Origin of the sequence: Vibrio hyugaensis (assembly GCF_002906655.1) — a bacterium.
In the GTDB taxonomy this organism is placed as follows: Bacteria; Pseudomonadota; Gammaproteobacteria; order Enterobacterales; family Vibrionaceae; genus Vibrio; species Vibrio hyugaensis.
The window spans coordinates 893,983-920,503 of record NZ_CP025795.1; the positions used below are offsets into that span (position 1 = coordinate 893,983).

The window sequence follows — 26,521 nt, forward strand, 5'->3', positions numbered from 1 at the left end:
CACAAGGACAGTTATGACTCAGTGGGCATGTTGGAAGCAGGCTGTAATCGGTCTTGCGGCGCTCGTCAGTTTTTCTCTGTTTGCTCAGGAAGTAACGTCGAATACCCCAAAATCTATCCAATCTTCAACATTAACGTATGTAGGCAGTGAAGCGTGTGTTGATTGCCACAAGAAAGAAACCGAAGCGTGGCAAGGTTCTCATCACGATATGGCGATGCGTCATGCTGATGCGGAATCCGTTCTCGGTGATTTCAATGACCACACGTTTACTTTTGAAGGTAAACCAAACCGCTTCTACCGCAAAGGGGAAGAGTATTGGGTCAACATCCAAGGGCCTGATGGGGAGTGGCACGACTACAAAATCAGCTACACCTTTGCGTGGGAGCCGCTTCAACAATACATGGTGGAATTCGAAGACGGACGTGTGCAGTTAATTCCTTTCGCTTGGGATTCGAGAACCAAGCAAGAAGGCGGACAGCGCTGGTTCCATCTCTATCCAGATACGACGCCAAAAGACGAATTCTATTGGACCAATACTGGCCAAAACTGGAATTTCATGTGCGCGGATTGCCATTCAACCAATCTAGAAAAGAACTATGATGCCAAAGCGAATACCTATGCGACGACTTGGTCGGAAATTAATGTCGGTTGTGAAGCGTGTCATGGCCCTGCTAGCGAACATATAGAACTTGCCAAACAAGCGGAAAAATCTGGGAATACCATCGCCTCAGCGAACCATTATGGTTTTGACCGAGATTTAGGAATGGCAGTAAAAGAATGGGTCTATGAAGAGGGGCACAGCACGCTGCAACCGAAAGAAATTGCGATGACTCATCAAGTTCAAACGTGTGCGCAGTGCCATAGCCGTCGTACACAGTTAAATGAAAGTGCAGACCACGTTAAAGGCTCCTTCTTAGATAAATATCGCCTCAGCCTAATTACACCAGAGCTCTATTATCATGATGGTCAGATTTACGATGAAGACTACGTTTACGGTTCATTTTTGCAGTCTGCCATGGCAGAGAAAGGGGTAACCTGTACCAACTGTCATGATCCTCATACCGCAGAGCTAAAAATCCCTGAAGAAGCGGTTTGTGCTCAGTGCCATATTGCGTCTGACTACATGCCGGAGAATCACACTTTCCATGAGGCAAATACTGAGGCGTCCCAATGCACAACTTGTCACATGCCGGAAACGACCTACATGCAAGTTGACCCGCGTCGTGACCACAGCTGGCATGTGCCGCGTCCGGATCTGAGCCAGCACATCAATACGCCAAACGTCTGTACATCATGTCATGAAGACGAAACCAATCAGTGGGCTGTTCAGAAAATAGGCGAATGGTTCCCGAATTCGAAATACCGCAATCAACAACACTTTGCAGTAGCATTCTACGCCGATTCTATTGGTCATCGCGGTGCGCCTGATGCGTTAGCTTACTCCGCTCAAGACGCATCGTTAAGTGACATTATTCGTGCCTCCGCGTTAGAGCGCATGGGCGGCAATACCGGACAAAACACCTTAGTGTCATTGGCAAGAGCTGTGAAACATGACAGCGATATGATTCGTCTAGGGGCTGTTGCCGGGTCTTCTGGTTATGAGTTCAGTGACCGCTGGCAAATCCTCGAACCATTACTCAGCGACCCAGTCTTATCAGTACGTGCAGAAGCCGCAGGCGCACTGGTTCGCCATTATCCAGAGATGAATCCGCTGCAACGTGACAAGATCAAACAGCCGTTGGAAGATTACATCGCAATCCAACGCTTTAACACTGACCGAGGCTTTGGGCGAACGAACCTTGCGAATGTCTATCGAGACCTTGGTGAAACAGACAAAGCCATTGCGTCTTACCAAAAAGCCATTGAAATAGAGCCTTATTTTGAGAACAGCTACGCCAACTTAGCCGACTTGTATCGTGCTCAGGGCAACGACAAAAAAGCATTAGAAACCCTGATGGCAGGGATTGAAGCTCAGCCAAAATCGAGTGCATTGCCATACAGCGCGGGTTTAGCTTGGTTACGAGTGGGTGACAGTGTGAAAGCAAACCAATACTTAAAACAAGCGGCGGAAACCTCAGAGCAAAACCCACAATATTGGTATGTTTATGGGCTCGCTCTGGAGAAATCAGATGTGCTTGCTGCCAGTAAAGCGTTGAACACCGCTTACAAAGTGGGAGGCAACCCACAGCACCTGTTTGCGGAGTGTGAAGTATTAGCGCGCAACTACAAAGAAGGTGCGGTTGCCTTTGCATTCGAGCAATGTGTCAAGCAATTGGGTGAGTTTGCGCCCGCAGATGTCGTTCAACGCTTGAGAGCTTCTATAAATCAATAGGTGCCGCGTGAGCAAACTCTAGTTGCTGCTTAATCTGTTCCCTCAAGCGCTGATGAGCGGGGTTACGCTCATCGCGTTTGTGGTAAACGAATTTGTAGGGGATTCGGTCAATTTCAATCGGGCACTCAAGGATTTGCAACTTGAGTGCCTTACTCCATTTCATAGCAAATGAACGCGATACCACGCCAAGGCAATCACGTTGAGCCACATACATGGCCATTCCTGCTAACGATGATGTCACGATCTCGACATTTCGCTCCTGAATTGGCTCTTTTGCCAACTGTTCAAAGCCAGAAGTGTTGTTCCACTTGCCGGAAAACATGCAGTGACTTTCGCGATAGAAATCTTCTTTACTCAGTGAACCTTGGACTCTTGGGTGATTTTGACGACAGATGATCACGGCTGGTTCGTCATAGGCTGTTTCAATCACGAATGACGAATCTTTGGTAATGATTGTATCGATCACTAAGTCCATTTTTTGCTGACGGATCTGCTCAAACAGCAAGTACTTTTCAGGTGGGGATTCGTGAAATACCACATTATCAATCGGATTTAAGCTATGGAGCAGGGTTTCAGAGCAGGAAACTTGAAAAGAAGTTCGCTCAGAAATGGCGTTGTCTACGATGCTCACAGCTTGACGAAACTGTGGCATGAGTTGATACGCGGTTGAAGTTGGTGCGATCCCTCGTCCTTGCTTGACGAAAAGCTGTTTTCCTACCACCTGTTCAAGCCGCTTAATCGAAGCGCTCACAGCCGGTTGCGTAAGGCCTAAATGGTCGGCCGCTTTGGTGTAGGACTGATACTCAGCAACCACCAAGAAAGTTTGAATCAAGTTTAAGTCCATCTTGTTACCCATAAACTAAATTTATATATCAACGTATCTGAACTCTATTTATCCGTCAAATAACAAGTTTTATCTTAATCAAATCTTGGTATCTGAGTTTTCACCAAGATTAGCAGCAACGGATTTATGGAGCCCTTTATGGCAAACCACGATAAAAAACGCGGCAAGAAGCTGGTATTAAACGCTTGTACGCTTGCGATCGGAGCGGCATCAGCGACCGCTTATTCGGCAGAACAGCCAAACATTCTCGTTATCTTTGGTGACGATGTCGGTTACTGGAACTTGAGTGCATACAACGGTGGCATGCTGGCTTACAGCACACCAAATATTGATAGCATTGCAAGAGATGGTGCTAAGTTTACGAACTTCTACGCTCAGCAAAGCTCAACCGCTGGGCGCTCTGCGTTCATCACAGGACAAATGCCAAAACGTACTGGCTTGTCTAAAGTGGGTTTGCCAGGAGCGAAAGAGGGGATTTCTGAGAAAGATCCAACCATCGCGACACTGCTACGTGACCTCGGTTACGCAACGGGTCAATTTGGTAAAAACCACCTTGGCGATCGCGATGAACACTTGCCGACCAACCACGGTTTCGACGAGTTTTTCGGTAACCTTTACCACTTAAACGCGGAAGAAGAGCCGGAGAACGTAGACTACCCACAAGATCCTGAATTTAAGAAGAAGTTCGGTCCTCGTGGTGTGATCCACTCTTATGCGGATGGCAAGATTGAAGACACGGGCCCATTGACGCGCAAACGCATGGAAACGGTCGATGACGAGTTCCTAGATGAAGCTGAGAAGTTTATCGAGAAACAAGTCAAAGCCGACAAACCATTCTTTACGTGGTTTAACACCACGCGCATGCACAACTTCACGCACGTTCCAGACGACTACAAAGGAAAAACAGGCGCAGGTTTCTATGCCGATGGTGTGAAGCAACACGATGACCAAATTGGTCACTTGCTCAATAAGATTAAAGATCTTGGCGTTGATGATAACACCATCATTGTTTACACCACAGATAATGGCCCAATGATCAACTTGTGGCCGGACGCGGGTATGACACCATTCCGCAGTGAGAAAAACACCGGTTGGGAAGGTGGCTTCCGCGTTCCTGCAGTGATCAAGTGGCCGGGCCATATCCAAGCGGGTACAACGCTTAATGGCATTGTGTCTCTGGAAGATTTTTTACCAACCTTGGTGGCTGCTGCAGGCAACAGCAACGTCAAAGAAGAACTGTTGAAAGGCAAGAAAGTGGGCGACATGAACTACAACGTTCACTTAGACGGTTACAACCAACTGCCATACCTAACGGGTAAAACGGACAAGTCTGCTCGTAACGAGTTTGTTTACTGGAGTGACGACGGTGATTTGCTGGCTTTACGCTACGGTAAATACAAATATCACTTCTTGATTCAAGAAAACGAAACGGGTTTGGATATCTGGAAGAAACCATTTACCAAACTCCGCGTACCACAAATCTATGATTTGAGTATCGACCCATTTGAGCGTGGCGATACTGGCATGGGTTACGACCGTTGGATGTACGAACGTTCATTCTTGATGATGCCAGCGGTTGAAAAAGTAAAAGAGGTCATGGATACCTTCAAAGAGTACCCACCGCGTATGGCTCCGGGCTCGTTTGTTCCGAAATAACGTTTTGTCCATAGGTCTATACCCAAGTAACCTCGAGATGCTAGGTTCAGCGAGAATGACTTGGTTTGTAGACGCGGCGCCGATTTAAAGGTCTAGTGGGTCTAAATCAAGAATCGGCAACAAAGTATGCAAGCCAAGGCAACTCGCCCTTCGGGAGCGTGTCATTGACCCGATTGCTGCGTCAAACAACTTGGAAAGAGCTGGCTATTACGCTGCGTTGTTTTCCTTGAACTCGACTCAATGACAACGCTCTGAATCCTACATCTTGAAGTCACTTGGGTATATAGACCCTAGTTATTGTCCTTAAATACAGCGCCCAACTTGGGCGCTGACTTTCTTTTGCTTTCGAGATCGCTCTTTATGAAAAAACAAACTCACATTCATACTACTCAAATGGCATTAACACCCCTCAAAACGGCGTTTGCATCTAATAGTGATAAAGTCGAACGACGTTTTCACGTGATGGCGAAACCGGGCGGGGCAAAATGCAATATCGATTGTCAGTACTGTTTTTATCTGCACAAAGATGAATTACTCAATCAAGGTACTCAGCCAAAAATGGATGATGCAACACTTGAGGCATTCATAAAGAGCTATATCGAAAGCCAAGATGGTGACGAGATTGTGTTTTCTTGGCAAGGTGGCGAACCAACATTACTGGGCTTGGATTACTTCAAGAAGATTGTAGAGCTGCAGAACAAACACGCTAAACAAGGTGTTCGCATCGAAAACGACCTTCAAACTAATGGTCTGTTATTGAATGAAGCTTGGTGTCAGTTTCTCCACGACCATGGGTTTTTGGTTGGGTTATCGATAGATGGTCCTGAGTTTATTCACGACAAATACCGTAAAACCCGAAGTGGAAAACCGACGTTTCAACGAGTCATGCAAGCCGTTGATCTAATGAAGCGTAATAAGGTGTCATTCAATGCTCTGGTGACAGTAAACCGCTTCAATGCCAAATACCCTCTGGAAGTGTATCGCTTCCTTACTCAAGAGCTCGGTGTTACTTATATCCAATTCACACCTTGTGTCGAGCCACGCTCTTTCACTCAAACCGCTCCGCATTTCTGGAAAGAAAACATGTCTCCAAAACTTGGCAGCGAATTAGCAAAGCCGGGACATTTGATGTCAGTGGTTACGGACTGGTCGGTCGATGCAGAAGAGTGGGGCGAGTTTCTGATTGCTGTATTTGAAGAATGGGTGAACAACGATCTTGGCAGAGTCTTGGTCAACCTTTTCGAAACCGCTGTCGCGCAAGTGATGGGGATGCCTTCGCAGTTGTGTGTTAGCGCAGAGTTCTGCGGCAAAGGCCTAGCGATTGAACACAATGGGGATGTGTTTAGCTGTGATCACTACGTTTATCCGGAATACCAACTGGCTAACATTCATGACCGATCTCTGAATGAAATTGCAATCTCAACTCGTCAATACAGCTTTGGCATGGCGAAAAAGTCTTCTTTGCCGCAATACTGCCTTGATTGCCCATATTTGCAGTATTGCTGGGGAGAATGCCCAAAAAATCGGCTACTTACCGCGCCGAATGGTGAGGCTGGTCTAAACTACTTGTGTCCGGGAATAAAAATGTTCTTTGATCATTCGCTGCCAATTCTGGTTGGCATATCAAGGTTAATAAAGTCTTACAACTCAGGTGAATATAGCGAATATAACCTTTAGTTATTACTTTCAGTCTTATACTCAACTTTTAACGCTCAGGCTCCCGTAAACTCAATAGGTAGACTATGAACCACGCACAACAAGCCATTAATGAATTAATCGAACAAACTGAAAAAAGCGTCATTGGACAAAGCCATGTGGTTCAGGCTTTGGTGATAGGGTTACTGACCAATGGTCACGTACTTTTAGAGGGCTTACCGGGAACGGCAAAAACGCGCTCGGTGAAGTCGCTTGCGAACCTACTTAATACCAGTTTTGGTCGTATTCAGTTTACCCCAGACTTATTACCTTCTGACGTAACAGGTACCGAAGTGTACCAAGAGCTGGATGGCAAGCCTCAGCTTCACTTCCAGCCGGGTCCAATTTTCAACAGTATTGTGTTGGCGGATGAGGTGAACCGTGCGCCAGCAAAAGTACAAGCCGCACTGCTAGAAGCAATGGCAGAAGGTACGATCACAGTGGGTGATAAGACACACGTCTTGCCTGAGTTGTTCATGGTGCTTGCAACGCAAAACCCTGTGGAGCAAGAGGGGACGTATCCATTGCCAGAAGCGCAGATGGACCGTTTTATCATGAAAGTGACTGTTGATTACCCAGAAGATGAAGCCGAGCGCGATATCATTCGTCTGGTACGCAGTGAAGAGTTGGGTTCAGAAACCAGTAATGAGCTAGTGACGCCAAAACACATCGAGCCTGAATTAGTGATTGAAGCGCGTCGCCAACTTCCTTCTATAGCCGTGTCTGAATTAGTCGAAAGCTACATCGTAGCGTTGGTAATGGCGACACGTAAACCAGAGCGTTACGCCGATTCCCAGCTACAAAAATGGATCGAAATCGGTGCGAGTCCTCGTGCATCTATCTCGTTAGACAAATGTGCGCGAGCTTATGCTTGGTTGCAAGGCCGTGACCACGTCACGCCTGATGACGTGCGTGCAATGGTGCCATCGGTGCTGGGACATCGCTTCTCACTTTCTTACGATGCACTTGCCGATGGTGTTGATCATCAGCGCGTGGTGCAAGAGTTGCTTGATTGTGTAGAAATCGGATAAGCAGGAGGGACTATGGCAAAGCCAACGCTTGCTCCTCAATCCCAAGGGCTAGACCCTCGCTTGTATTGCGATTACTCCCGCTTAGTACGTTTACAAGCTCAAGCCGAATCCTTCAGCCTACTGCCGCACCTCAAAGCGGGCAGTGTGCTCTCTGGGCGACATAATTCCTTATTCCGTGGACGTGGTTTGAACTTTGAAGAACTGCGTCACTACCAACTGGGTGACGACATCCGAAACCTAGATTGGAAAGTCACCATGCGCACAGGCAAACCCCATGTTCGCAGTTACACCGAAGAGAAAGATCGCAATGTGATTGTCTGTGTTGATCAACGCAGTGCGATGTTTTTCGCCTCGACCGAGGTAATGAAGTCCGTGGTTGCTGCTGAAGTTGCTGCAATGTGTGGTTGGCGAATATTGAAAGATGGCGATCGTGTGGGATTTGTTATCGCTTCTGACAGCGCCTTATACCACAGTAAAGCACAGCGCTCGCAAAACGATTTACTCGCTCAACTTAAACGACTCTCTCAAGCCAACCAGCGCTTGAATGTAGACTCGCTTGATTCAGACAAAGTGACGTTCAGCAAATGGATTGAGCTCATCAAACGGATGAAGCTAAAACAATCCACATTGATTTTTATTAGCGATTGGCGCGATTGCGAAGAGCACCACCTTGATCACCTTAAGCAGCTTCAACAGCACAACGATGTCCTCGCGGTGATGGTAAGCGATCCTTTAGAGCAGTCGCTTCCTCAAGATTTGGCGAAAGTAAAATGGGTGATTGGTGATGGTCGTTACCAACTCAACTTAGACAGTAAAGCCAAAGTCGATGCAGCCAGCGCCAGTTTGGTTGAGAAAGCCCAGTTACAACGTCAATCACTGGCACAACTCATGGCAATCAAAAAGCTGCCTCATATCGAAATCGATACAACAGGTGACCACATTACTCAATTCCAAAAACTTGTTGGAGGTCGATAAATGACAGACTTACACACGCCTCCAAGCACGTATATTCTGCGTGAGCTGCATGACGTTGCGGTGCCAGAAAGCGTAAGCTGGGTGCCACAAACCATTGGTTGGAAGATCCTTGCAATCGTCGGTGCGATTGTCCTCATGTATGTCGGTTACCGACTGGCGCACCATTGGTGGGATAACCGTTACCGAAAAGAAGCCATCGAAGCGATTTCTCGTTTGACCCCAGCTGACGCAAGTATGCCTAAAGCGTTGTTCTCGATTTTGAAAATCGTTTTGATTCATCTCGATAGCAGTCATGCTCGTTTATTTGATACCGCGTTCCTGCGCAAGTTAGATGAACTCAACCCTAAACATAAAGTGTTTGATGATGAAGTCTCCAAGCGATGGCTACAAAGTATCGTTGACCCAAGTGTTGAACTAGAACAAGCAGAGCGTTTACAACTGCTTGAACGTGCAACTGAGTGGGTGAAAGAGCACGATGAGAACGCTCACAACATTGAAAAGCGCACACTTGCTTACAAAGCGCGGGCATTAAAAGGAGGTCGCCATGGGTGATCTCCTTGCATCATGGCTTGGCATGAGCAGTTTTGAATTTGAGCATCCGCTTTGGTTCATCATCTTGCCTTTGCCCTTGGTGGTGTATTTTCTCGTTCCTGCTTACCGTACCAAACAAATGGCCATCAAAGTGCCGTTCTTTAGTCAGCTTGTGGACGCCATTGGTGAAACCCCATCAGAAGGCGCAAGCCAACTCACTCCTAGCTGGTGGCAGCGCGCAACGCTCATCATCTCTTGGCTTTTGGTCGTGACCGCAATGGCAAAGCCGACAGTGCTTGGCGAGCCACAGGTGCGTGAAAGCTTAGGCCGAGATGTTATGGTCGTCGTCGATTTGTCTGGCTCAATGGCAGAGCAAGACTTCACGTCCAAAACCGGTGAAAAGATCTCTCGTCTCGATGCAGCCAAAGAAGTTTTGAGTGACTTTGCCAAAACGCGCAAAGGCGACCGCTTAGGTTTGATCTTGTTCGGCGATGCGGCATTTGTGCAAACCCCATTCACACCAGACCAAAAAGTATGGTTAGAGCTGCTTAACCAAACGGATGTGGCGATGGCTGGGCAAAGCACTCACTTAGGTGATGCAATTGGTTTGGCGATTAAGGTGTTTGAGCAAAGCGAAAAGTCGCGTACCGACGTAGAAGAGAGCAAAGAGAAAGTCGCCATTGTTCTAACGGATGGCAATGACACTGGAAGCTTCGTTGAGCCGATTGATGCGGCGAAAGTCGCGAAAGCCAAAGATGTACGTATCCACGTGATTGCCATGGGTGACCCACAAACTGTGGGTGAAACTGCGCTAGATATGAATACGATCAAACGTATTGCCAAAGAATCCGGTGGTGAGGCGTTTGAAGCGCTCAACCGTGACGAACTTGCTAAAGCCTATGATGAGATTGGTAAGTTAGAGCCACAGCTTTATGAAAGTACCACTTACCGTCCTAAGCAAAGTTTGCATCATTACTTAATGGCTTTGGTGGTTGCGATGTACTTAACCGCATTCTCGTTGGCGACATTTAAACGTCGCCGACTTTCGGTGAACAGTGAAGGTTCTGCACAAGCAGACAACGTAAAAGGAGAGCGCCATGTTTGATTCTCCTTTCTCTAGCATGGGGCTAGAACAGTTTGTCACACAGTTCCATTTCATTCGTCCAATGTGGCTATTGGCGTTCATCCCAATGTTTCTTTTGCTTTGGTTAAGGTGGCGAGAGGAATCCAAGCCAAGTTGGAAAGACATTCTTCCTGAGCATTTACGTAAAGCCTTAACGATTGGCGACTATGGTTGGCGAAAGCAACTGCCGCTCAAGCTACTTATGGTGATAGTGGCAATTGCCATCATCATTTGTGCAGGGCCGTCTTGGGAGCGCCAAGCTTCTCCTTTTGGCGAAGATAAAGCTTCGATGCTGGTGGTGTTAGACAACAACGATTCAATGCTGCAAAAAGACCTTCCGCCAAGCCGTTTGGAACGCTCAAAGCAAAAAATCCGCGACCTCTTGGCAGCAAGAAAAGGTGGTAGCACTGGGTTGGTTGTCTATGCAGGTTCTGCTCATGTAGCGATGCCGGTGACGCAGGACAGCAAAGTATTCGAACCGTTTCTAGCGGCGATAACACCAGAAATCATGCCAGTTGAAGGCAAACTTGCTGAAACGGCGTTGCCTTTGATTGACCAACAATTACAAGGCCAACCGGGTTCTACGGTTCTGTTGGTAACGGATGGCGTCAATCCTGCAACCATTGCCGCTTACAAAAACTACTTTTCTGACAAGCCTTATCAATTGCTTATCTTAGCTGCGGGTAACTCGGACATTGTTTCTAACAACCCTGTCGATTTGGACTCTTTAAATAATCTTGCCAGCGCGACTGGTGGACGTCTTGTTGAAGTGACGGTAGACAACAGCGATATAGAAAAGCTGAATCGTTTTGTTGAGCGAAACATGCAACTCAATGGCGAGTCATCAATGCCTTGGAAAGACATGGGCTATCAACTGTTGTTCCCAATTGCTCTCATTATGATGCTTTGGTTCCGCAAAGGATGGCTAGTGCAATGGTGTGTGGTGGCTATGGTATCAACGTCTTTGTTTATGACGCCAAAAGCAATGGCGGAAACGGTCTCGCTCAAAGCGGACAAACCTGAAGTGGTGCAAGAGGTAACAGTCTGGGATAAAGCGTCTCAATGGTGGTGGGATTTATGGCTCACGTCAAATCAACAAGGGCAACGTTTGTTCAACAAAAACGAATACCTTGAGGCAGCAAAGCACTTTACGGATCCTTTGCGTAAAGGGGCGGCTTATTACTACGCAGGTGAATACAAACTGGCTCATACGGCTTTCTTGGAGATGCAAAACGATCCTTCAGATGCAGTGAAAGATTATGGCTTGTATAACGCCGCGAGTGCGTTGGCTCGTCAACGTGAATACTTGGCTGCACGTAATCTATTGCAATCACTGGCAGACAAAGACACGTTAAGTGAGCAATTACGGCCAGATGTCGAACACAACCTAAAAGTCATTGGTGGCATTGTCGAAGAGATTAACCGTACCAGTGAAAGCCAAGCCGGAACCACAGATGGACCAGAAGAATCGTTTGAACTGGGTGACAACCCGCAAACGGCGGATGGAGCCGACGAAAAAACCGCTGCTGAATTAATGTTGAAAGAGAAACTCAATGCGAACGAAATCCTTGGCAGCCAAGAACTGGCGGATAAGTGGTTAAAACGCGTAGAGGCCGATCCTAAGTACTTCTTGCGCGCTAAATTCCAAATTCAACTGCGTGAGCCCGTCAAAACGGAGCCACAACCGCAACTACAACAAGAAGAGGAGTAAGCACAATGATGAATGCATTCAAACTTGGCGCTGACTCCATGGTTGGACGTCTGAGCACTATCTTAATGGTGTTTACTTTATTTTTTACTGGTTTGGCGAACGCACAAGAGATTCAAGACTTGCAGCGCCCGTCTCTACCTAAAGAAAGTGACGTCGAGCTATTAGCGTGGGTTGGCAAGCCGGGGGAAAGGGCAGATACGAAAGAAGCGCCTAAGTTCAGTGTGAATGAGCAGGTGATCTTGTACATCGAAGTCGCAACGCCTCGTTGGTTCACTGGTGGTACACGAATTGGCAGCGTAGAAATCCCTAACGTGATTGCGAAGCAGCGTAACCAATTAGCGACCAACTATACCGAGCGCAAAGGGGGGCAAACGTGGTCTCGTCAGCGTTGGGAAATAACCTTGTATCCACAAGCCTCAGGGCAGTTTGTGATTCCACCTGTCGCCGTTGGTGTGCAAGTCTCTGCGCCTGATGGTTCGAAAGTGGCTGGTACGCTTTATACGCAGCCAATTAAGTTCGAAGCGTCTATGCCTTCTGGACTGCTCAGTGATGAGTCTCCTTGGTTTACCGCGACTAAGGTGAGTGTGGATCAGAAATGGACAACGTCTAACGATGAGTTGAAAGTTGGTGATGCGATCACTCGCACCATTACGATCAATGCACAAGACAGCTTGTCAGTATTGCTTCCAGACTTGCTATCCAATGATTCTACCGCTAGTTATCAAGCCTACCCACAACCAAATCGTTTAGATGATAAGCAAACACGTGGCGATTACCAATCGAGTCGCATTGAAGAGAGCGTGTATGTCATTCAACAGGGCGGTGAGTTCACACTACCAGAGCATAAGTTCCAGTGGTGGAATAGCAAAACCAAACAGTTGGAAACGGTCGTTATTGAGGGGAAGGCCTTCAAAGCCAAGCATACCTTTAAATCGTTTGTTAAAGCGTATTCTGGTTGGTTGATTGGCAGCGCCGTGACGCTATTTGTTCTCGCTATCGCAGTCTTGAGCATTCACCGTTATTATCGTTCTCGTCCTACGCCGCCATGGCTTGTGTTCAGAAGAATGGTAAAAGCCAACCGTTGGGGCGCAGCTCGAGCAAGTTTGTATAAGCAGCTAAGAAGCAATACAGGTGGTCTTGAAATGAGCAAAGCCAGTGACTCTGACGTTTGGCAGAAGCGTTCACAGCGCCTACAAGAAGGGCAAGAGGACGCAAGCTTGATGAATGCCCTTTGGAAAGGGATACAAGCGCTGAAGCCAAAATGCCTTAAGTGGGCGATACCAAAGGCCTTGCCGCAACTCGATAAGCAGGCAAGTAATAAGAAATAAAAACGAAAAAGGACGCTGATTCAGCGTCCTTTTTTTGTTCTTTTTAATCGCAATAAGCACATGAGATATCTATTTTAACGTGCTACAGCCTGCGTAAAGAAATAATATATTTCAAATATATTTAATTCTTATCTTTTAAGCTTTTATTTAAAAGATATTTCATTGCGATATTAAACAGGTTTATTAATCGGTTATATATTTGCAACTATTATATTTGAAAATATATAACCTTAAATCACTTTAATTCCTTTCTGATGGAGTGTCACTTCCATGTGACAAGCTTTTCGTCTTAACCCTGATAAAGACGGCTTAATCAATGTATATTTCATTTTTGTTGAGTTCAAATAAAATAACACATCAAAAATGGAATGATAATTTGCAAGTTTTTCGATTTAGATTATTAAAATTATCAGTGTATATTTCTTAGGAAACGGAAATGCGGGATGAATCCGTTTTGGTTTTTTAATATGTGAATAATAATTATCAAGTTAAATTAATTCTGTTGAGTGAATTTATCAGAATATAATTTGTCGTCACTTGGCAGCTCTATTTTGTGAAGTTTAATTATCAGAAGTTTAATTCGAAATTATTTTAAAGGGTGATTTATGGAAGCTAATATTCACGACGATCCAATATTGGTAGCTGGTAAAAGGATTCTTATTGCTCAAGCAATGTTGGGTTTGGTATTCATCGCGTATGAATACATGCGAAGTGGCTCTCTAAGTGCTGAGTCAGCGATTACTGGGGTGCTCATCGCGATCTTGCCTTCTCTGTTCGGCATGGTATTCGCGTCCATTAAATCAAGGGTGAAACCAGAAGAGAGTTTGCGTGACCTCATGCATCTGAGTCGAAATATCAAAGTCATCTACACCATTGTAATGTTTGTTTTGACGTTTCGATTTATGGCTCTTCGCAACATCGTGGTCCTGGTAGGCTTTTGTGTGACGATGTTTGGTCACTTCTTAACGCCGCTGTTCAGAGACCGCTTCGAAAGGAAGGCATAAATGGATACTGTCCAGTCCGCTCATGAGTATATTGAGCACCACCTGACCTTTCTCACCGCCGGTAACGGTTGGTTTGGAATTAATATTGATTCCATGATCATGGTTTGGTTGACAGGTCTCGTTTTCATTCTTTCATTCCGCTTTGCGGTAACGAAAGGTACAAAAGGAGTTCCGGGACGATTCCAGTGTTTGATCGAGATGGTATTTGAGTTCGTCGATAATATCGTAAAAGAAATATTCTTGGCTAAAGATAAGGTTATTGGCCCATTAGCACTGACAATATTTGTTTGGGTATTATTAATGAATGCCGTGGATTTGTTACCGATTGATTTGATTCCTGCACTGACTCGTTCAGTAGGCGTTGAACACTTCCGTGACTTACCTTCAGCCGACGTCAATATTACGATGTCGATGGCATTAGGCGTATTTATTTTGGTGTTAGGTTATACGTTTAAAAACAAAGGCGTGAAAGGGTTTATTAAAGAGTTAACTACTCAACCATTTTCTCATCCTCTGTTATACCCGGTGAACTTAGTTCTTGAATTGGTGACGTTAATTTCTAAACCAATATCTTTAGGTCTTCGATTATTTGGCAACATGTACGCAGGTGAAATGATCTTCATTCTAATAGCGTTAATGCCATGGTGGATGCAATGGGCACTCAGTGTTCCTTGGGCACTATTCCACATTCTAATTGTTGTGCTTCAAGCGTTTATTTTTATGGTTCTGACCGTGGTTTACCTCGGAATGGCTGTTGAAGAGCACTAAATCAAAAAATTTATTTCTTAATTAAAAAATTCAATTCTAGGAGTTGTTATGGATATCGTTAGCGCAGTTCTTTACGTGGCGGGTGCATTACTGATTGGTTTGGGTGCGGCAGGTGCTGCATCGGGTATCGGTAACCTTGCAGGTAAATACCTTGAAGGTGTGGCTCGTCAACCTGATTTAACCCCAATGCTTCGCACTCAGTTCTTCATCATGATGGGTCTTGTGGATGCGGTGCCAATGATCGGTGTGGGTATCGGTTTGTACATCATCTTCGCTGTAGCGTAATTCGAATTAATCAATTTCATAACGTTATAGAAGAGAGGGTGCTATGAACTTAAATGCCTCAATGTTTGGTCAGGCGATCTCCTTCGTGATTTTCGTTTGGCTGTGCATGAAATACGTCTGGCCACCACTTGTAAAACTGATTGATGAGCGTCGTGCTGAAATTGCTCAAGGTCTTGAACAAACTGAAAAAGCAGCAAAAGAGTTGGAATTGGCAAAAGCGAATGGTGAAGCGCTACTGACAGAAGCTCGCTCTAAAGCTCAGGCTATCATCAACCAAGGTAAGCAACGTCAAGATCAAATGGTTGCCGATGCGGTTGAGCTGGCGAATCAAGAGAAAGCGCGCATTGTCGCAGAAGGCAAAGCGGAAGTGGAAAGCGAACGCAGCAAAGTTCGCCAAGAGCTGAAAGATGAAATGGTGGATCTGGTGATTGAAAGTGCCAGTAAGCTGATCAATCGCAATCTGGATAGCTCGGCTAACCGCGACTTGGTGAACCGCTTCATCAACGAAATGTAGGAGGGCACATGTCCGATTTGACAATAGTGGCTCAACCCTACGCGAAAGCGGCGTTTGATTACGCTCGTGACGCAGAATGCTTGAATGACTGGCAACAGATGTTTGCCATTACTCAAGTCATTATGGAACAACCAAACACACTTCTGATTCTGGATAATCTCAGTGAAGAAGGCTCGGAACAACCATTACTTGATTTGATTCTTCACGCTGGTGGCGAATGGCTAAATCAAAGTTTCGAGAACTTTCTTCGCATTATGGAAGAGAGCAAGCGTTTAAAAGCGCTGGGTGAAGTGACGGTTCAGTTCCTTGAAATGAAGGCGGAATACGAGCGAACCATGACAGTAACAGTGCGTGCTTCAGAACCTCTGGATGAGGAACAAATGGCAAGGCTTAAACAAGCGTTAACCGAAAAGTACGGTAAAGCCATCACGTTAGAAACACAACTGGATCCATCCCTTGTAGGTGGTGTGGTAATTACAGCAGGACAGACCGTGTATGACGGCAGTGTTCTTACCAATCTCAGCCGATTGGCGACCAACCTACATGTGTAACGGGGTATAGAAATGCAATTAAATTCAAATGAAATCAGTGAATTAATCAGAGAGCGAATTGATAACTTCAACCTCGAAAGTGAAGCGAGAAATGAAGGTACGATTGTCTCTGTAAGTGACGGCATCATCACAATTCACGGCCTTGCAGATGTTATGCAAGGTGAGATGTTAGAGCTGCCAGACAACCGCTTTGCGTTGGCACTAAACTTAGAGCGTCATTCCGTCGGCGCGGTAGTGATGGGGCCTTATGCGGACCTGTCTGAAGGAATGAAAGTAAAAGGTACTGGCCGCATTTTGGAAGTACCAGTGGGTAATGGACTTCTAGGTCGTGTGGTAAACACGCTTGGTCAGCCTATTGATGGGAAAGGTACTGTATCGTTTGACCGTATGGACCCAGTCGAAGTGATTGCACCTGGTGTAATCGACCGTAAATCGGTAGACCAACCGATTCAAACTGGCTATAAAGCAGTCGACTCAATGGTGCCAATCGGTCGTGGTCAACGTGAGTTGATCATCGGTGATCGTCAGACTGGTAAAACCGCGATGGCGATTGATGCCATCATCAACCAAAAAGAATTGGGCGTTAAGTGTATTTACGTCGCGATTGGTCAAAAAGCATCGACCATTGCAAACGTGGTTCGTAAATTGGAAGAGCACGGCGCATTAGAAAACACCATCGTGGTCGTGGCGTCTGCCTCAGAAGCCGCAGCGCTACAATACCTTGCACCATACGCAGGTTGTACCATGGGCGAATATTTCCGTGACCGTGGTGAAGATGCTTTGATTGTTTACGATGATCTATCCAAACAGGCGGTCGCTTACCGTCAAATCTCACTACTACTAAAACGCCCACCAGGTCGTGAAGCCTTCCCGGGTGATGTTTTCTACCTCCACTCACGCCTTCTAGAACGTGCTGCACGTGTAAACGAAGAATACGTTGAGCGATTCACTAACGGCGAAGTGAAAGGCAAAACGGGTTCTCTAACCGCACTGCCAATTATCGAAACGCAAGCGGGTGACGTATCGGCCTTCGTACCAACCAACGTAATTTCGATTACTGATGGTCAGATCTTCCTCCAAACTCAGCTATTCAACTCGGGCTTACGTCCAGCGGTTGACCCAGGTATTTCGGTATCTCGTGTTGGTGGTGCAGCGCAAACCAAAGTGATCAAGAAGCTTTCGGGTGGTATTCGTACCGCGTTGGCACAATACCGGGAATTGGCAGCGTTTGCTCAGTTCTCTTCTGACCTAGATGAAGCGACACGTCGTCAGCTCGATCACGGTGAGAAAGTGACTGAGCTGATGAAGCAAAAACAATACGCACCAATGACGGTCGCAGAGCAAGCGTTGGCGATATTCGCAGCGGAGAAAGGCTTCCTCAACGATGTGGCACTGAATCAAGTGTCCCGTTATGAAGAAGAACTGATGGCATTTGGTCGAACTAACGCACAACCGTTGCTTGATAAAATCAACCAAACTGGTGATTACAACGATGAGATCGAGAGTGAGCTACACAGCTTGCTGACAGAGTTCACTGCGCTGCAATCGTAGGACCACTAACAGGAGTCCGTTATGGCAAATACCAAAGAGATTCGCACCAAAATTGCTAGCGTGAGTAGCACGCAAAAAATTACGAGTGCGATGCAAATGGTCGCCGCCAGCAAGATGCGCAAAGTGCAGGAGAACATGCAGGCGTCCCGTCCTTATGCGGAGAACATGCGTAAGGTTATCGGTCACGTCTCATCCGGTACGCTGGAGTACAGTCATCCTTTCCTTCAAGAACGCGAAGTAAAGCGTGTGGCTTACATCATCATCTCATCCGATCGAGGTTTGTGTGGTGGCCTGAACAGTAACTTGTTCAAAAAAGTATTGGCAGAAATGCAAGGCTGGCAAGAGAAGGGCGTTGAAGTAGATACAACGCTCATCGGTTCGAAAGCAATCAGCTTTTTCCAGTCTCTCGGGAAAGTAATGGCGCAAACTTCTGGCCTTGGTGATGCACCAAAACTGGAAGACATGTTGGGCGCGGTTAACGCCATGATGGAGCACTACTCCGAAGGCAAAATTGACCGTTTGTTCCTCGTTTACAACCAGTTTGTAAACACCATGGTGCAAAAACCTACGGTATTGCAAATGCTGCCGTTCCCGAAAGAAGACATTTCACGTGATAAAGAGGCTCGTTGGGATTACCTCTACGAGCAGTCTCCTCAAGACATTCTCGACCACCTGATTCAACGCTATGTCGAATCACTGGTTTATCAGGGTGTGGTTGAGAGTATCGCTTGTGAGCAAGCCGCGCGGATGATGGCAATGTCAGCCGCGACTGATAACGCAGCGCAACTGATTGAAGACCTACAACTGGTTTACAACAAAGCGCGCCAAGCGGCGATTACTCAAGAGTTGAGTGAAATTGTATCCGGCGCACAAGCGGTTTAGAGAGAGAATTTGAGGTTTAGATTATGAGTATTGGCAAAATCGTCAAAGTCATCGGTGCGGTGGTAGACGTAGAGTTCGAACAAGGTGAAGGCCCGAAAGTCTACGACGCACTGAAAGTAAACGACGGCAGCAACGGCTCACTGATGCTGGAAGTGCAGCAACAGTTGGGTGGCGGTGTGGTTCGCTGTATCGCAATGGGGTCTTCCGACGGCCTTAAACGTGGGCTGGAAGTCGAGTCAACAGGTCATCCAATCACGGTTCCGGTGGGTGAAGAAACGCTAGGTCGTATCATGAACGTGTTGGGTCATCCAATCGATGAGTGTGGTCCTATTGGCGAGCAAGTGTCTTACGAGATTCACCGTGAAGCACCGAGCTATGAAGAACAATCAAGCAGCACTGAGTTGCTCGAAACGGGTGTGAAAGTTATCGACTTGATTTGCCCGTTCGCGAAAGGCGGTAAAATCGGTCTGTTCGGTGGTGCAGGTGTTGGTAAGACGGTAAACATGATGGAGCTTATCAATAACATCGCAAAAGCTCACTCAGGTTTGTCGGTTTTTACCGGTGTTGGTGAACGTACTCGTGAGGGTAATGACTTCTACTATGAAATGAAGGAAGCGGGTGTTCTCGACAAAGTAGCCATGGTTTATGGTCAGATGAACGAGCCACCGGGTAACCGTCTACGAGTTGCGCTAACAGGCTTGACCATCGCAGAACGTTTCCGTGATGAAGGTCGTGACGTACTGTTGTTCGTGGATAACATTTACCGTTACACGTTGGCTGGTACTGAGGTATCGGCGTTGCTGGGTCGTATGCCATCTGCGGTAGGTTACCAACCAACACTGGCAGAAGAGATGGGTGTGCTTCAAGAGCGTATCACGTCAACTAAGAATGGTTCTATCACCTCTATTCAAGCGGTTTATGTGCCTGCGGATGACTTGACTGACCCGTCTCCTGCAACCACGTTTGCACACTTGGATGCGACGGTGGTACTTAACCGAAACATCGCGGCAATGGGCCTATACCCAGCGATTGACCCGTTAGATTCGACGTCTCGTCAATTGGACCCATTAGTGGTAGGTCAAGAGCATTACGACATCGCTCGTGGTGTGCAGCAGACATTGCAACGCTATAAGGAATTGAAAGACATCATCGCCATTTTAGGCATGGATGAACTGTCTGAAGACGACAAACAAGTGGTATCACGTGCACGTAAGATTGAACGTTTTCTTACTCAGCCATACCACGTAGCAGAAGTCTTTACGGGCGACCCTGGTGTTTATGTTTCTCTGGCGGATACGATACGTGGCTTTAAAGGATTGTTGGCGGGTGAATACGACGACATTCCTGAGCAAGCGTTTATGTACTGCGGCAGCATTGACGAAGTGCTTGAAAAAGCGAACAAACTGTAAAGCGCGGGAGGCACTATGGCCATTGCGGTTTCACAAAATACGTTTCAGCTGAATGTGGTAAGTGCAGAGGGCACACTTTACTCAGGTCCGGCACATGCTATCGCGGTAGCAGGTGCGGATGGTGAGTTAGGTATTCGTCCGGGTCACTCACCGCTGATCAGCAAAATCAAGCCGGGTGTTGCTCGTATTACCGGTGACTTGTCCAAGCCTGAAGAGATTCTGTACGTCTCTGGTGGTTTGGTCGAAGTCCAACCTGATGTGGTTACTGTGCTAGCGGATACTGCGCTTCATGGTAAAGACATCGACAAAGCAAGGGCTGAAGAAGCTCGCAGAGCCGCGGAGGAAAACATTCGCGCGCATGTGGACGACATCAGCTTTGCACAGGCACACATGGAGTTGAACAAAGCATTGGCGCAACTTCGTGCAGTAGAACTAACGATGAGAATTCGTTAGTCACTTTTTCGGAATGCGGTCTGAAGAGTGGTAATCAACGGGGCAACTTCGGTTCGCCCCGTTTTATTTTTTGTGAAAATCAGAAAGGGATTGATTTGTTAGGGGAGGCCAAACGTAATAGCTTTGCAAACACTTTTATATAGCGAGGAAAGCATGCTGGCGTTAGAATCCATCACCCAAATTTTGAATAACGAGTATCAGATCCAAATGAGCCAACAATTTATGCTTCGTGCGTTGGAAGTGTCACGCAACGCGCTGCCTGCCTGTCAACCAAACCCACCTGTTGGTTGTGTGCTGGTCAAAGACGGTGAAATCGTATCAGAGGGGCATACACAGGCGATAGGCGGCAATCATGCAGAAGTTGAGGCTCTCAAGGCTTACAGCGGCGATTTAAGTGACGTGACCGCGTACGTAACACTAGAGCCATGTTCGTTTGTTGGTCGCACGCCAGCTTGCGCTAAAACCTTGGTGACTTGCGGCATCAAGAAAGTGGTGGTCGCTATGCTGGATCCTGACCCTCGTAACGCAGGTCGTGGTATTGAAATCCTTAAAGAGGGTGGTGTGGAAGTGGAAGTCGGCTTGTGTGGTGAAGAGGCTAACTCGTTCCTCATGCCTTATTTAGGTAAATCCTGAGTCTAACTCAGTGGACGCTTCGTCAGTGCGAGGTTAAAACTTGAGAAAAAACATGCATGGACGCTCAAATCCGATGCTTGGACTCGTTTCAGATCAGACTGTTAGCTAAAATGAGAACATATTCCCGTTTTGTGTTGGCGAAATGAAAAGTACTGATTTAAACCTCATCCCCATTTTTGTTGCAATTTATGAAGAGCAGAACCTATCCAAGGCCGCTGCTCGATTAGACATAAGTCAACCAGCTGTTAGCAAAGCGCTGGCACGCCTACGCGATATTTATGATGAACCATTATTCCATCGCAGCACGTCTGGTGTAGAACCAACTAGCTTTGCGATGGACATTTATCCTGCCATGGTAGCAGCGCTGAAAAACTTCACCTCTACACTCTCGGCCTCAAGCAGTTTCGATCCAAAAGTTTCAAATCGCATTTTCTCGATCGCTTGTGTTTCGGTAGCCAGTTATGAATTGATGCCACAGCTTATGCGTCAAATTAGAGAACAAGCACCAAAGGTTACGCTTGAAGTGCATCCACTGTTTACTGAAGATTATGAGAGCGACTTACGTTTACAACGCTATGACTTGATCATCGATTTGCCACCGCGTGGCCGTACTGTGTTAAAAACAGAACCGATTTTCTCTGAGCGTTTAATGGTGGTCTGTCGTGCCGATCATCCTCGTATTCAAGATACATGTAGCGTTGATCAATTTCTAGCTGAAAAGCACGTTGTTGTGTCTCGCTGGCATGCCCGAAAAAGCTTGCTCAACGAAGAGGATATTGAGGATCTTGCTCAACGAGAAATCGTTTACCGAGCCTCTGGTGCGATGGAAATGTTGCCTGTGATTGATGACAGTGACTACATTGCTATGCTTCCGCTTTCAACGATCGAGCACTTTTCTAAAACTTATAATATTAAAGCGGTTCCTTTACCGTTCAGCGATCGAATTCATGACCTTTGCGCGATTTGGCATTCTAGCCGCAACAACGAAAGTGCCCACCAGTGGTTAAGAACACAAATCAAGCAGGCAGGTAAATTAATAAAGTAGATAAGGAACAAGCATGAAGACAATACGCGCCATTCTTAATGGCAAAAAAGCCGGAATCCCAGAGCTTCGTAGTGAAATCTTCCGAATGCGAGAGCAGGGGGTGGAGTTGCAAGTTCGAGTAACATGGGAATCGCAAGATATGGCTCGCTTAGTGGCGGAAGCGGTCAATGAAGGCATAAAGCGTATTGTTGTTGCTGGTGGCGATGGCACTGTCAATGAAGCGGTAACAGCGCTTAACCAAATTGAAGCGAATGCTCGACCAGAGCTAGCCATCATCCCGATGGGAACGGCGAACGATTTTGCTACCGCGACGCGAATTCCTACGACGATTCGTGAATCATTAAAGCTTGCCGTTAGCGGTGACGCGGTGGCAGTAGATAGCGTTCAGGCCAATAACCGTTACTTTATGAACGTCGCCGCTGCGGGCTTTGGTGCGGAAATCACCGCCGAGACACCTGTTGAGCTTAAGAACTTTTTAGGTGGTGGTGCATATACCCTAACAGGCTTAGTCAAAGCGCTCGGTTTCAAACCTTATGATGGCACGCTCGTGATTGAACAAGGCAGCTATAAAGGAGAAATCCTGGTGGGGGCTTTCTGCAATAGCCGTCTCGCGGGTGGAGGACAAGAACTGGCACCGAACGCTTTTATTGACGATGGCCTAATGGATATCACACTCGTTCATCCATTCTTGCCTCATGAACTGCCACAAGTGATCAATGAGATTCAAAACCCAACGGAAGTCGGTCAGTTCGTCAAACACACACGAGCAAGCTGGTTAGAAATCGATTTTCCTAAAATGCTGCCGCTCAACTTAGATGGTGAGCCTTATCGCTCGAATAAAATTCGTTTTGATGTTCAAGCTAGAAGTATCAAGTTGGTACTTCCACCGAATTGCCCTTGCTTATGTGTCGATTCGCAATAAACTCAAACCCATACACAAAAGCCACCTAAGTGAGGTGGCTTTGTTGTTTTTAGCGCAGAGCGCTTAGATTTTTTGGATAGTATCAACGTCGATTTGCATTGTTGTCCATTCTGAATCAACTTCACCACGAATCGCGACCTTATCTTGTGGTGACACGTCTTGGCCCATCCAATCTTCGTTGTCGATTTCGACTTGGATTTCGCCCGTATCATCTTTAAATAAGTAAGTCTCATCGCCCAGTGCTTGGACGATATTACCCGTTAACAATACAAAGCTGTCATCCGCAGCGTTTTGCGCTTCTTTGACGGTGTTAATGGCAGATGTTGTTGGGCCAGTAAAAGCGGCTAACGCAGAACCTGATAAAAGAACCAGCGTTGTAGTAAAGATCAGTTTCTTCATACTAATGGCTTCCTAGTTAAAAGTAGTAGGTTGAACCTATGTTAATGGATGCAGTGTTTGCGTAGCTATCAAGTTGGTATTTAGCGTTTGTGCCAATGGTCAGTTGTGGGAAGATTTTGTATTCCGCACCGATAGATAACATCGCGCCAAGCTCATTGTTTTTCTCGGAACTGTGGAACAGAGTGGTATCCATTTCTACATCATCGTTCGTCACAAGCTCGTGTTCTTCAGACTTAATGGTTTTTGATTCGTACTGAGTGTACGTCAAGCCAGCTTTTACTTTTGTTGTCCATTTATCGTTTAATGCATAGCTAAACACAGGAGCAAGTGTGATCTGTTTGGCTTTGACCGAAGAGTCCCAATCCATCTCATGATGATATTTCTGGCCATTGATATCGACGATGCCTAGGTTTTTAGAACGACTATCATCCAGTTCAAACTGGCTGTAACCCAATTCTACTGCCCAAGAATCATTGATTGAGTAACCAACAAAACCACCGAAAATACCATCTTCCAATTCTGGATTTAGATTCACACCGTCTGTTTCAAAAGAAGTTTCAAAATCGTGATCAGTCGTGCCGAATCCATATTCCAAACCGACATAAGGCGCTGCTGCAACCGAGAAAGAGCTTGCCGCTAGAATTGTCAGGAGTGTTCTTGTCATTTTCGTTTTACCTCTTTGTTTTGATGAGAGGCATTGTGGGTGAAGAGTCGTGAAGTGTTCGTGAAGAAAATTCTAACGTTTGAAAATAAATAAAAAACTCCCCACAAAAAGTGGGGGAGTTTCTAAGTTGCAAAGAAGTGATTAATAAACCGTGCACCACTCATTTTTCATATCAATAAGGTGCCAGTTATCACGTTGGTTGGCCTCGTCCATTGCTTTGTCTAAATGGCCCACACTCGATTTACGGTCGTACTTCCATTCACGCGCTTCATCGGTATGATGAACGATCATCGCCATAGAGTTTGGTTGACTGGTCGCCCATTGCATCATCGCGTGGTCACCGTCTGAGTTACCAATCGCTAGGACCGGTTTCTTACCGATGATGTGTTGGATATTCTCAACTTTGCCCGCTTTATCATCAATGGTGAGGATTTCACCGAGTTTGGTGACAGTTGGATTACCGTTGTTATAGTCGTACTTGTATTTCAACGCACTACCGATGATTTGTTCTTCAGGGATGCCATATACTTCTGGTGCCCAAACACGCATAAAGTCCACCCCACCGCCTGATACGATGTAAGTTTTAAAGCCGTGTTCTTGCAGGTAAGTCACCATTTCACGCATCGGCTTGTAAGTGAGTTCTGTATAAGCCTTGCCAAAACGTGGGTCTTTCGCAGCTTTCAACCACTCTGCAACTTTCTTTTGGTATTCCTCAACCGTCATGTCACTGTGAGTGACTTTAACGATCTCAAGTAGGGCTTTCTCGCCGCCTTTGAATACGCCTTCGATATCGTCATTCAATACGGATTTGAACGGCTCTTGCGTCTTCCATTCTGGATGGTCTTTTGCCATGACTTTTACTTCGTCTAGGGCATACGCCAGCTGGAAGTAGAAAGGTTTTTCTGACCATAATGTACCGTCATTGTCGAACACTGCGATACGGTCTTTCTCAGGGATGAACGTCGATTTGGTTGTATCCATGGATTGATCCACGTAGTTCACAATCGCAGCTTTGCTATCACCATCTTTCCAAGAAGGCAGCAGATTTGGGTCACAATCTAAAGCCATCGCTGAAAACGATAGACCAGATAAGACTGCAAGGGCACAGATGTGTTTCTTCATATTATTATTTACCTAAGTTTGTATGTATCCAATACATTTGAGGTTAAACGTAAATGAGAACAACGCGGATTTAGCCTCTTTCCCTAACTATTTTGCTAACCATTCCCCTAACCAAGAGACGAGTTATTTGTTAAGAAAGCGCAAAGCGGCAGTAACGTTACTTCTCATGCGTACACGCGTAATAGAGCTCAGTCTGCGTCTTTCGCAAGGCGAAGTCCCATGTCCGACATAATTATAGACTGACTTGCAAAATCGCGACGGAAATTCTCTGACTCATCAGGATCATAGGCAAAGCTGCCGCCTCGAACGGACTTATGTGCTAAGCCTGCTTTTTCGTCTTTCGCGTTTTTTGGATTGTCGGTTGGGCCATAGCGATAGAAGGTGTCATCGAAGGAATCAATCACAAACTCACCGACGTTGCCCGTCATGTCGTAAAGACCAAGCTCGTTAGGTTGTTTTTGACCAACAGGATGGGCTTGGTTCTTCGAGTTGTCGGCATACCAAGCCACATCTGCAATATTGTTTGATCCCGCGTAAATAAAGCCTTGGCTCTTGTTTCCGCCTTTTGCAGCGAACTCCCATTCAGCTTCTGTTGGTAAACGGTACTCTTCACCCGTGAGTTCATTGAGTTTTTCGATGAAGTAGTTTGCTTGTTGCCAACTCAAGTTGTTGACTGGAATGTTAGCACCTTGAAAGTAACTCATTGAAGAACCCATGACCGATTCAAACAATTCTTGAGTGACTTCAAATTTGGAAATGTAGAAACCATCGACAGAGACTTCACGAGCTGGTGTTTCTGCCTTCTTGGCGGAGTCGCTGTCCGATCCCATGACAAATGAACCGCCTTCAACCAACACCATGTCTTGATCAATGTTGAGCGCGATAGGGTGCGGTGATTGAGTCGCACAACCACTCATTAATACGCTGAATGATAGAATGGAAAGTGCAGTTAACGATTTGCTTTTAAATGATTTCATCAATAGTTTCTCGCCAAAAAAGTCACGATAAATATTAGCAATAAACGCTATGAAAAAAGGTTATAAACGGTATAACAAGCCTCTTGTATTAATGGGGTTTATGATTAGGTCATCAA

The 26,521-nt window shown here is 46.2% G+C and carries 26 protein-coding genes; 21 read left to right on the forward strand and 5 right to left on the reverse strand.

Annotation, left to right across the window (positions count from 1 at the left end):
• Positions 1-13 precede the first annotated feature (13 nt).
• Positions 14-2,332 carry a multiheme c-type cytochrome gene (locus C1S74_RS21160; protein WP_045402708.1) on the forward strand — a complete coding sequence of 773 codons (2,319 nt, stop codon included), beginning with the start codon at positions 14-16 and terminating at the stop codon, positions 2,330-2,332.
• Here C1S74_RS21160 and C1S74_RS21165 read toward each other — a convergent pair.
• Complete coding sequence (locus C1S74_RS21165; protein WP_045402710.1) at positions 2,319-3,188, reverse strand: LysR family transcriptional regulator; 870 nt, start codon at positions 3,186-3,188, stop codon at positions 2,319-2,321. The genes C1S74_RS21160 and C1S74_RS21165 overlap by 14 nt on opposite strands.
• Before the next feature lie 126 nt (positions 3,189-3,314).
• Between C1S74_RS21165 and C1S74_RS21170 the strand changes: the two genes are divergently transcribed.
• The 20 genes from C1S74_RS21170 to yegS all read left to right on the forward strand — a co-directional run bounded on the left by C1S74_RS21170 (position 3,315) and on the right by yegS (position 23,243).
• A complete protein-coding gene (locus C1S74_RS21170) occupies positions 3,315-4,832 on the forward strand; it encodes an arylsulfatase (RefSeq protein WP_045402711.1) in 1,518 nt (505 codons plus the stop codon).
• 360 nt (positions 4,833-5,192) lie between these two features.
• Positions 5,193-6,509, forward strand: a complete 1,317-nt coding sequence (locus C1S74_RS21175; protein WP_045402713.1) for an anaerobic sulfatase maturase — start codon at positions 5,193-5,195, stop codon at positions 6,507-6,509.
• A 65-nt stretch (positions 6,510-6,574) separates the two neighbouring features.
• Positions 6,575-7,558, forward strand: coding sequence for an AAA family ATPase (locus C1S74_RS21180; protein ID WP_038867926.1), 984 nt, complete (start codon positions 6,575-6,577; stop codon positions 7,556-7,558).
• 12 nt (positions 7,559-7,570) lie between these two features.
• Complete coding sequence (locus tag C1S74_RS21185) at positions 7,571-8,533, forward strand: DUF58 domain-containing protein (RefSeq protein WP_045402716.1); 963 nt, start codon at positions 7,571-7,573, stop codon at positions 8,531-8,533.
• Positions 8,534-9,085 (forward strand): DUF4381 domain-containing protein, encoded by a 552-nt coding sequence (locus C1S74_RS21190; protein WP_045402718.1) that lies wholly within the window; start codon positions 8,534-8,536, stop codon positions 9,083-9,085. It begins immediately after the preceding gene.
• Positions 9,078-10,169: a vWA domain-containing protein gene (locus tag C1S74_RS21195; protein ID WP_045402720.1), complete on the forward strand. Its 1,092-nt coding sequence runs from the start codon at positions 9,078-9,080 to the stop codon at positions 10,167-10,169. Before C1S74_RS21190 ends, C1S74_RS21195 begins: the two co-directional genes overlap by 8 nt.
• Positions 10,162-11,898, forward strand: coding sequence for a vWA domain-containing protein (locus tag C1S74_RS21200; protein ID WP_045402728.1), 1,737 nt, complete (start codon positions 10,162-10,164; stop codon positions 11,896-11,898). Before C1S74_RS21195 ends, C1S74_RS21200 begins: the two co-directional genes overlap by 8 nt.
• 5 nt (positions 11,899-11,903) lie before the next feature.
• Complete coding sequence (locus C1S74_RS21205) at positions 11,904-13,226, forward strand: BatD family protein (protein ID WP_045402729.1); 1,323 nt, start codon at positions 11,904-11,906, stop codon at positions 13,224-13,226.
• A 605-nt stretch (positions 13,227-13,831) separates the two neighbouring features.
• Positions 13,832-14,230, forward strand: coding sequence for an ATP synthase subunit I (locus tag C1S74_RS21210; protein WP_045402732.1), 399 nt, complete (start codon positions 13,832-13,834; stop codon positions 14,228-14,230).
• A complete protein-coding gene (atpB, locus tag C1S74_RS21215; protein ID WP_045402735.1) occupies positions 14,231-14,998 on the forward strand; it encodes a F0F1 ATP synthase subunit A in 768 nt (255 codons plus the stop codon).
• Between the two features lie 48 nt (positions 14,999-15,046).
• Positions 15,047-15,283 carry a F0F1 ATP synthase subunit C gene (gene atpE, locus C1S74_RS21220; protein WP_004730405.1) on the forward strand — a complete coding sequence of 79 codons (237 nt, stop codon included), beginning with the start codon at positions 15,047-15,049 and terminating at the stop codon, positions 15,281-15,283.
• A gap of 43 nt (positions 15,284-15,326) precedes the next feature.
• Positions 15,327-15,797: a F0F1 ATP synthase subunit B gene (locus C1S74_RS21225; protein WP_045402738.1), complete on the forward strand. Its 471-nt coding sequence runs from the start codon at positions 15,327-15,329 to the stop codon at positions 15,795-15,797.
• 8 nt (positions 15,798-15,805) lie between these two features.
• A complete protein-coding gene (locus C1S74_RS21230) occupies positions 15,806-16,348 on the forward strand; it encodes a F0F1 ATP synthase subunit delta (RefSeq protein WP_045402739.1) in 543 nt (180 codons plus the stop codon).
• 12 nt (positions 16,349-16,360) lie between these two features.
• Complete coding sequence (gene atpA / locus C1S74_RS21235; RefSeq protein ID WP_045402742.1) at positions 16,361-17,899, forward strand: F0F1 ATP synthase subunit alpha; 1,539 nt, start codon at positions 16,361-16,363, stop codon at positions 17,897-17,899.
• 21 nt (positions 17,900-17,920) lie between these two features.
• Complete coding sequence (gene atpG / locus C1S74_RS21240) at positions 17,921-18,781, forward strand: F0F1 ATP synthase subunit gamma (protein ID WP_039976906.1); 861 nt, start codon at positions 17,921-17,923, stop codon at positions 18,779-18,781.
• A 23-nt stretch (positions 18,782-18,804) separates the two neighbouring features.
• The gene (atpD, locus tag C1S74_RS21245) at positions 18,805-20,190 is read left to right on the forward strand and encodes a F0F1 ATP synthase subunit beta (protein ID WP_038878841.1); all 1,386 of its coding nucleotides are present in this window, start codon (positions 18,805-18,807) and stop codon (positions 20,188-20,190) included.
• Between the two features lie 15 nt (positions 20,191-20,205).
• Positions 20,206-20,643 carry a F0F1 ATP synthase subunit epsilon gene (locus tag C1S74_RS21250; RefSeq protein WP_005431788.1) on the forward strand — a complete coding sequence of 146 codons (438 nt, stop codon included), beginning with the start codon at positions 20,206-20,208 and terminating at the stop codon, positions 20,641-20,643.
• Between the two features lie 207 nt (positions 20,644-20,850).
• The gene (locus C1S74_RS21255) at positions 20,851-21,276 is read left to right on the forward strand and encodes a bifunctional diaminohydroxyphosphoribosylaminopyrimidine deaminase/5-amino-6-(5-phosphoribosylamino)uracil reductase RibD (protein ID WP_045402790.1); all 426 of its coding nucleotides are present in this window, start codon (positions 20,851-20,853) and stop codon (positions 21,274-21,276) included.
• Between the two features lie 142 nt (positions 21,277-21,418).
• Complete coding sequence (locus tag C1S74_RS21260) at positions 21,419-22,321, forward strand: LysR family transcriptional regulator (RefSeq protein ID WP_045402745.1); 903 nt, start codon at positions 21,419-21,421, stop codon at positions 22,319-22,321.
• Positions 22,322-22,334: 13 nt separating this feature from the next.
• A complete protein-coding gene (gene yegS / locus C1S74_RS21265; RefSeq protein ID WP_045402747.1) occupies positions 22,335-23,243 on the forward strand; it encodes a lipid kinase YegS in 909 nt (302 codons plus the stop codon).
• A 63-nt stretch (positions 23,244-23,306) separates the two neighbouring features.
• Here the strand turns inward: yegS and C1S74_RS21270 are convergent, their stop codons facing one another.
• From C1S74_RS21270 to C1S74_RS21285, 4 genes are all read right to left on the reverse strand, one after another.
• On the reverse strand, positions 23,307-23,642 hold the full coding sequence (locus C1S74_RS21270; RefSeq protein ID WP_045402748.1) for a YgiW/YdeI family stress tolerance OB fold protein: 336 nt from the start codon (positions 23,640-23,642) through the stop codon (positions 23,307-23,309).
• Positions 23,643-23,658: 16 nt separating this feature from the next.
• A complete protein-coding gene (locus tag C1S74_RS21275; protein WP_045402750.1) occupies positions 23,659-24,306 on the reverse strand; it encodes an AcfA family outer membrane beta-barrel protein in 648 nt (215 codons plus the stop codon).
• Between the two features lie 141 nt (positions 24,307-24,447).
• Entirely contained in the window at positions 24,448-25,428 is a 981-nt protein-coding gene (locus C1S74_RS21280; RefSeq protein ID WP_045402752.1) for an HAD family hydrolase, read from the reverse strand.
• A gap of 188 nt (positions 25,429-25,616) precedes the next feature.
• Complete coding sequence (locus C1S74_RS21285) at positions 25,617-26,405, reverse strand: formylglycine-generating enzyme family protein (protein ID WP_045402754.1); 789 nt, start codon at positions 26,403-26,405, stop codon at positions 25,617-25,619.
• Between the last annotated feature and the right edge of the window lie 116 nt (positions 26,406-26,521).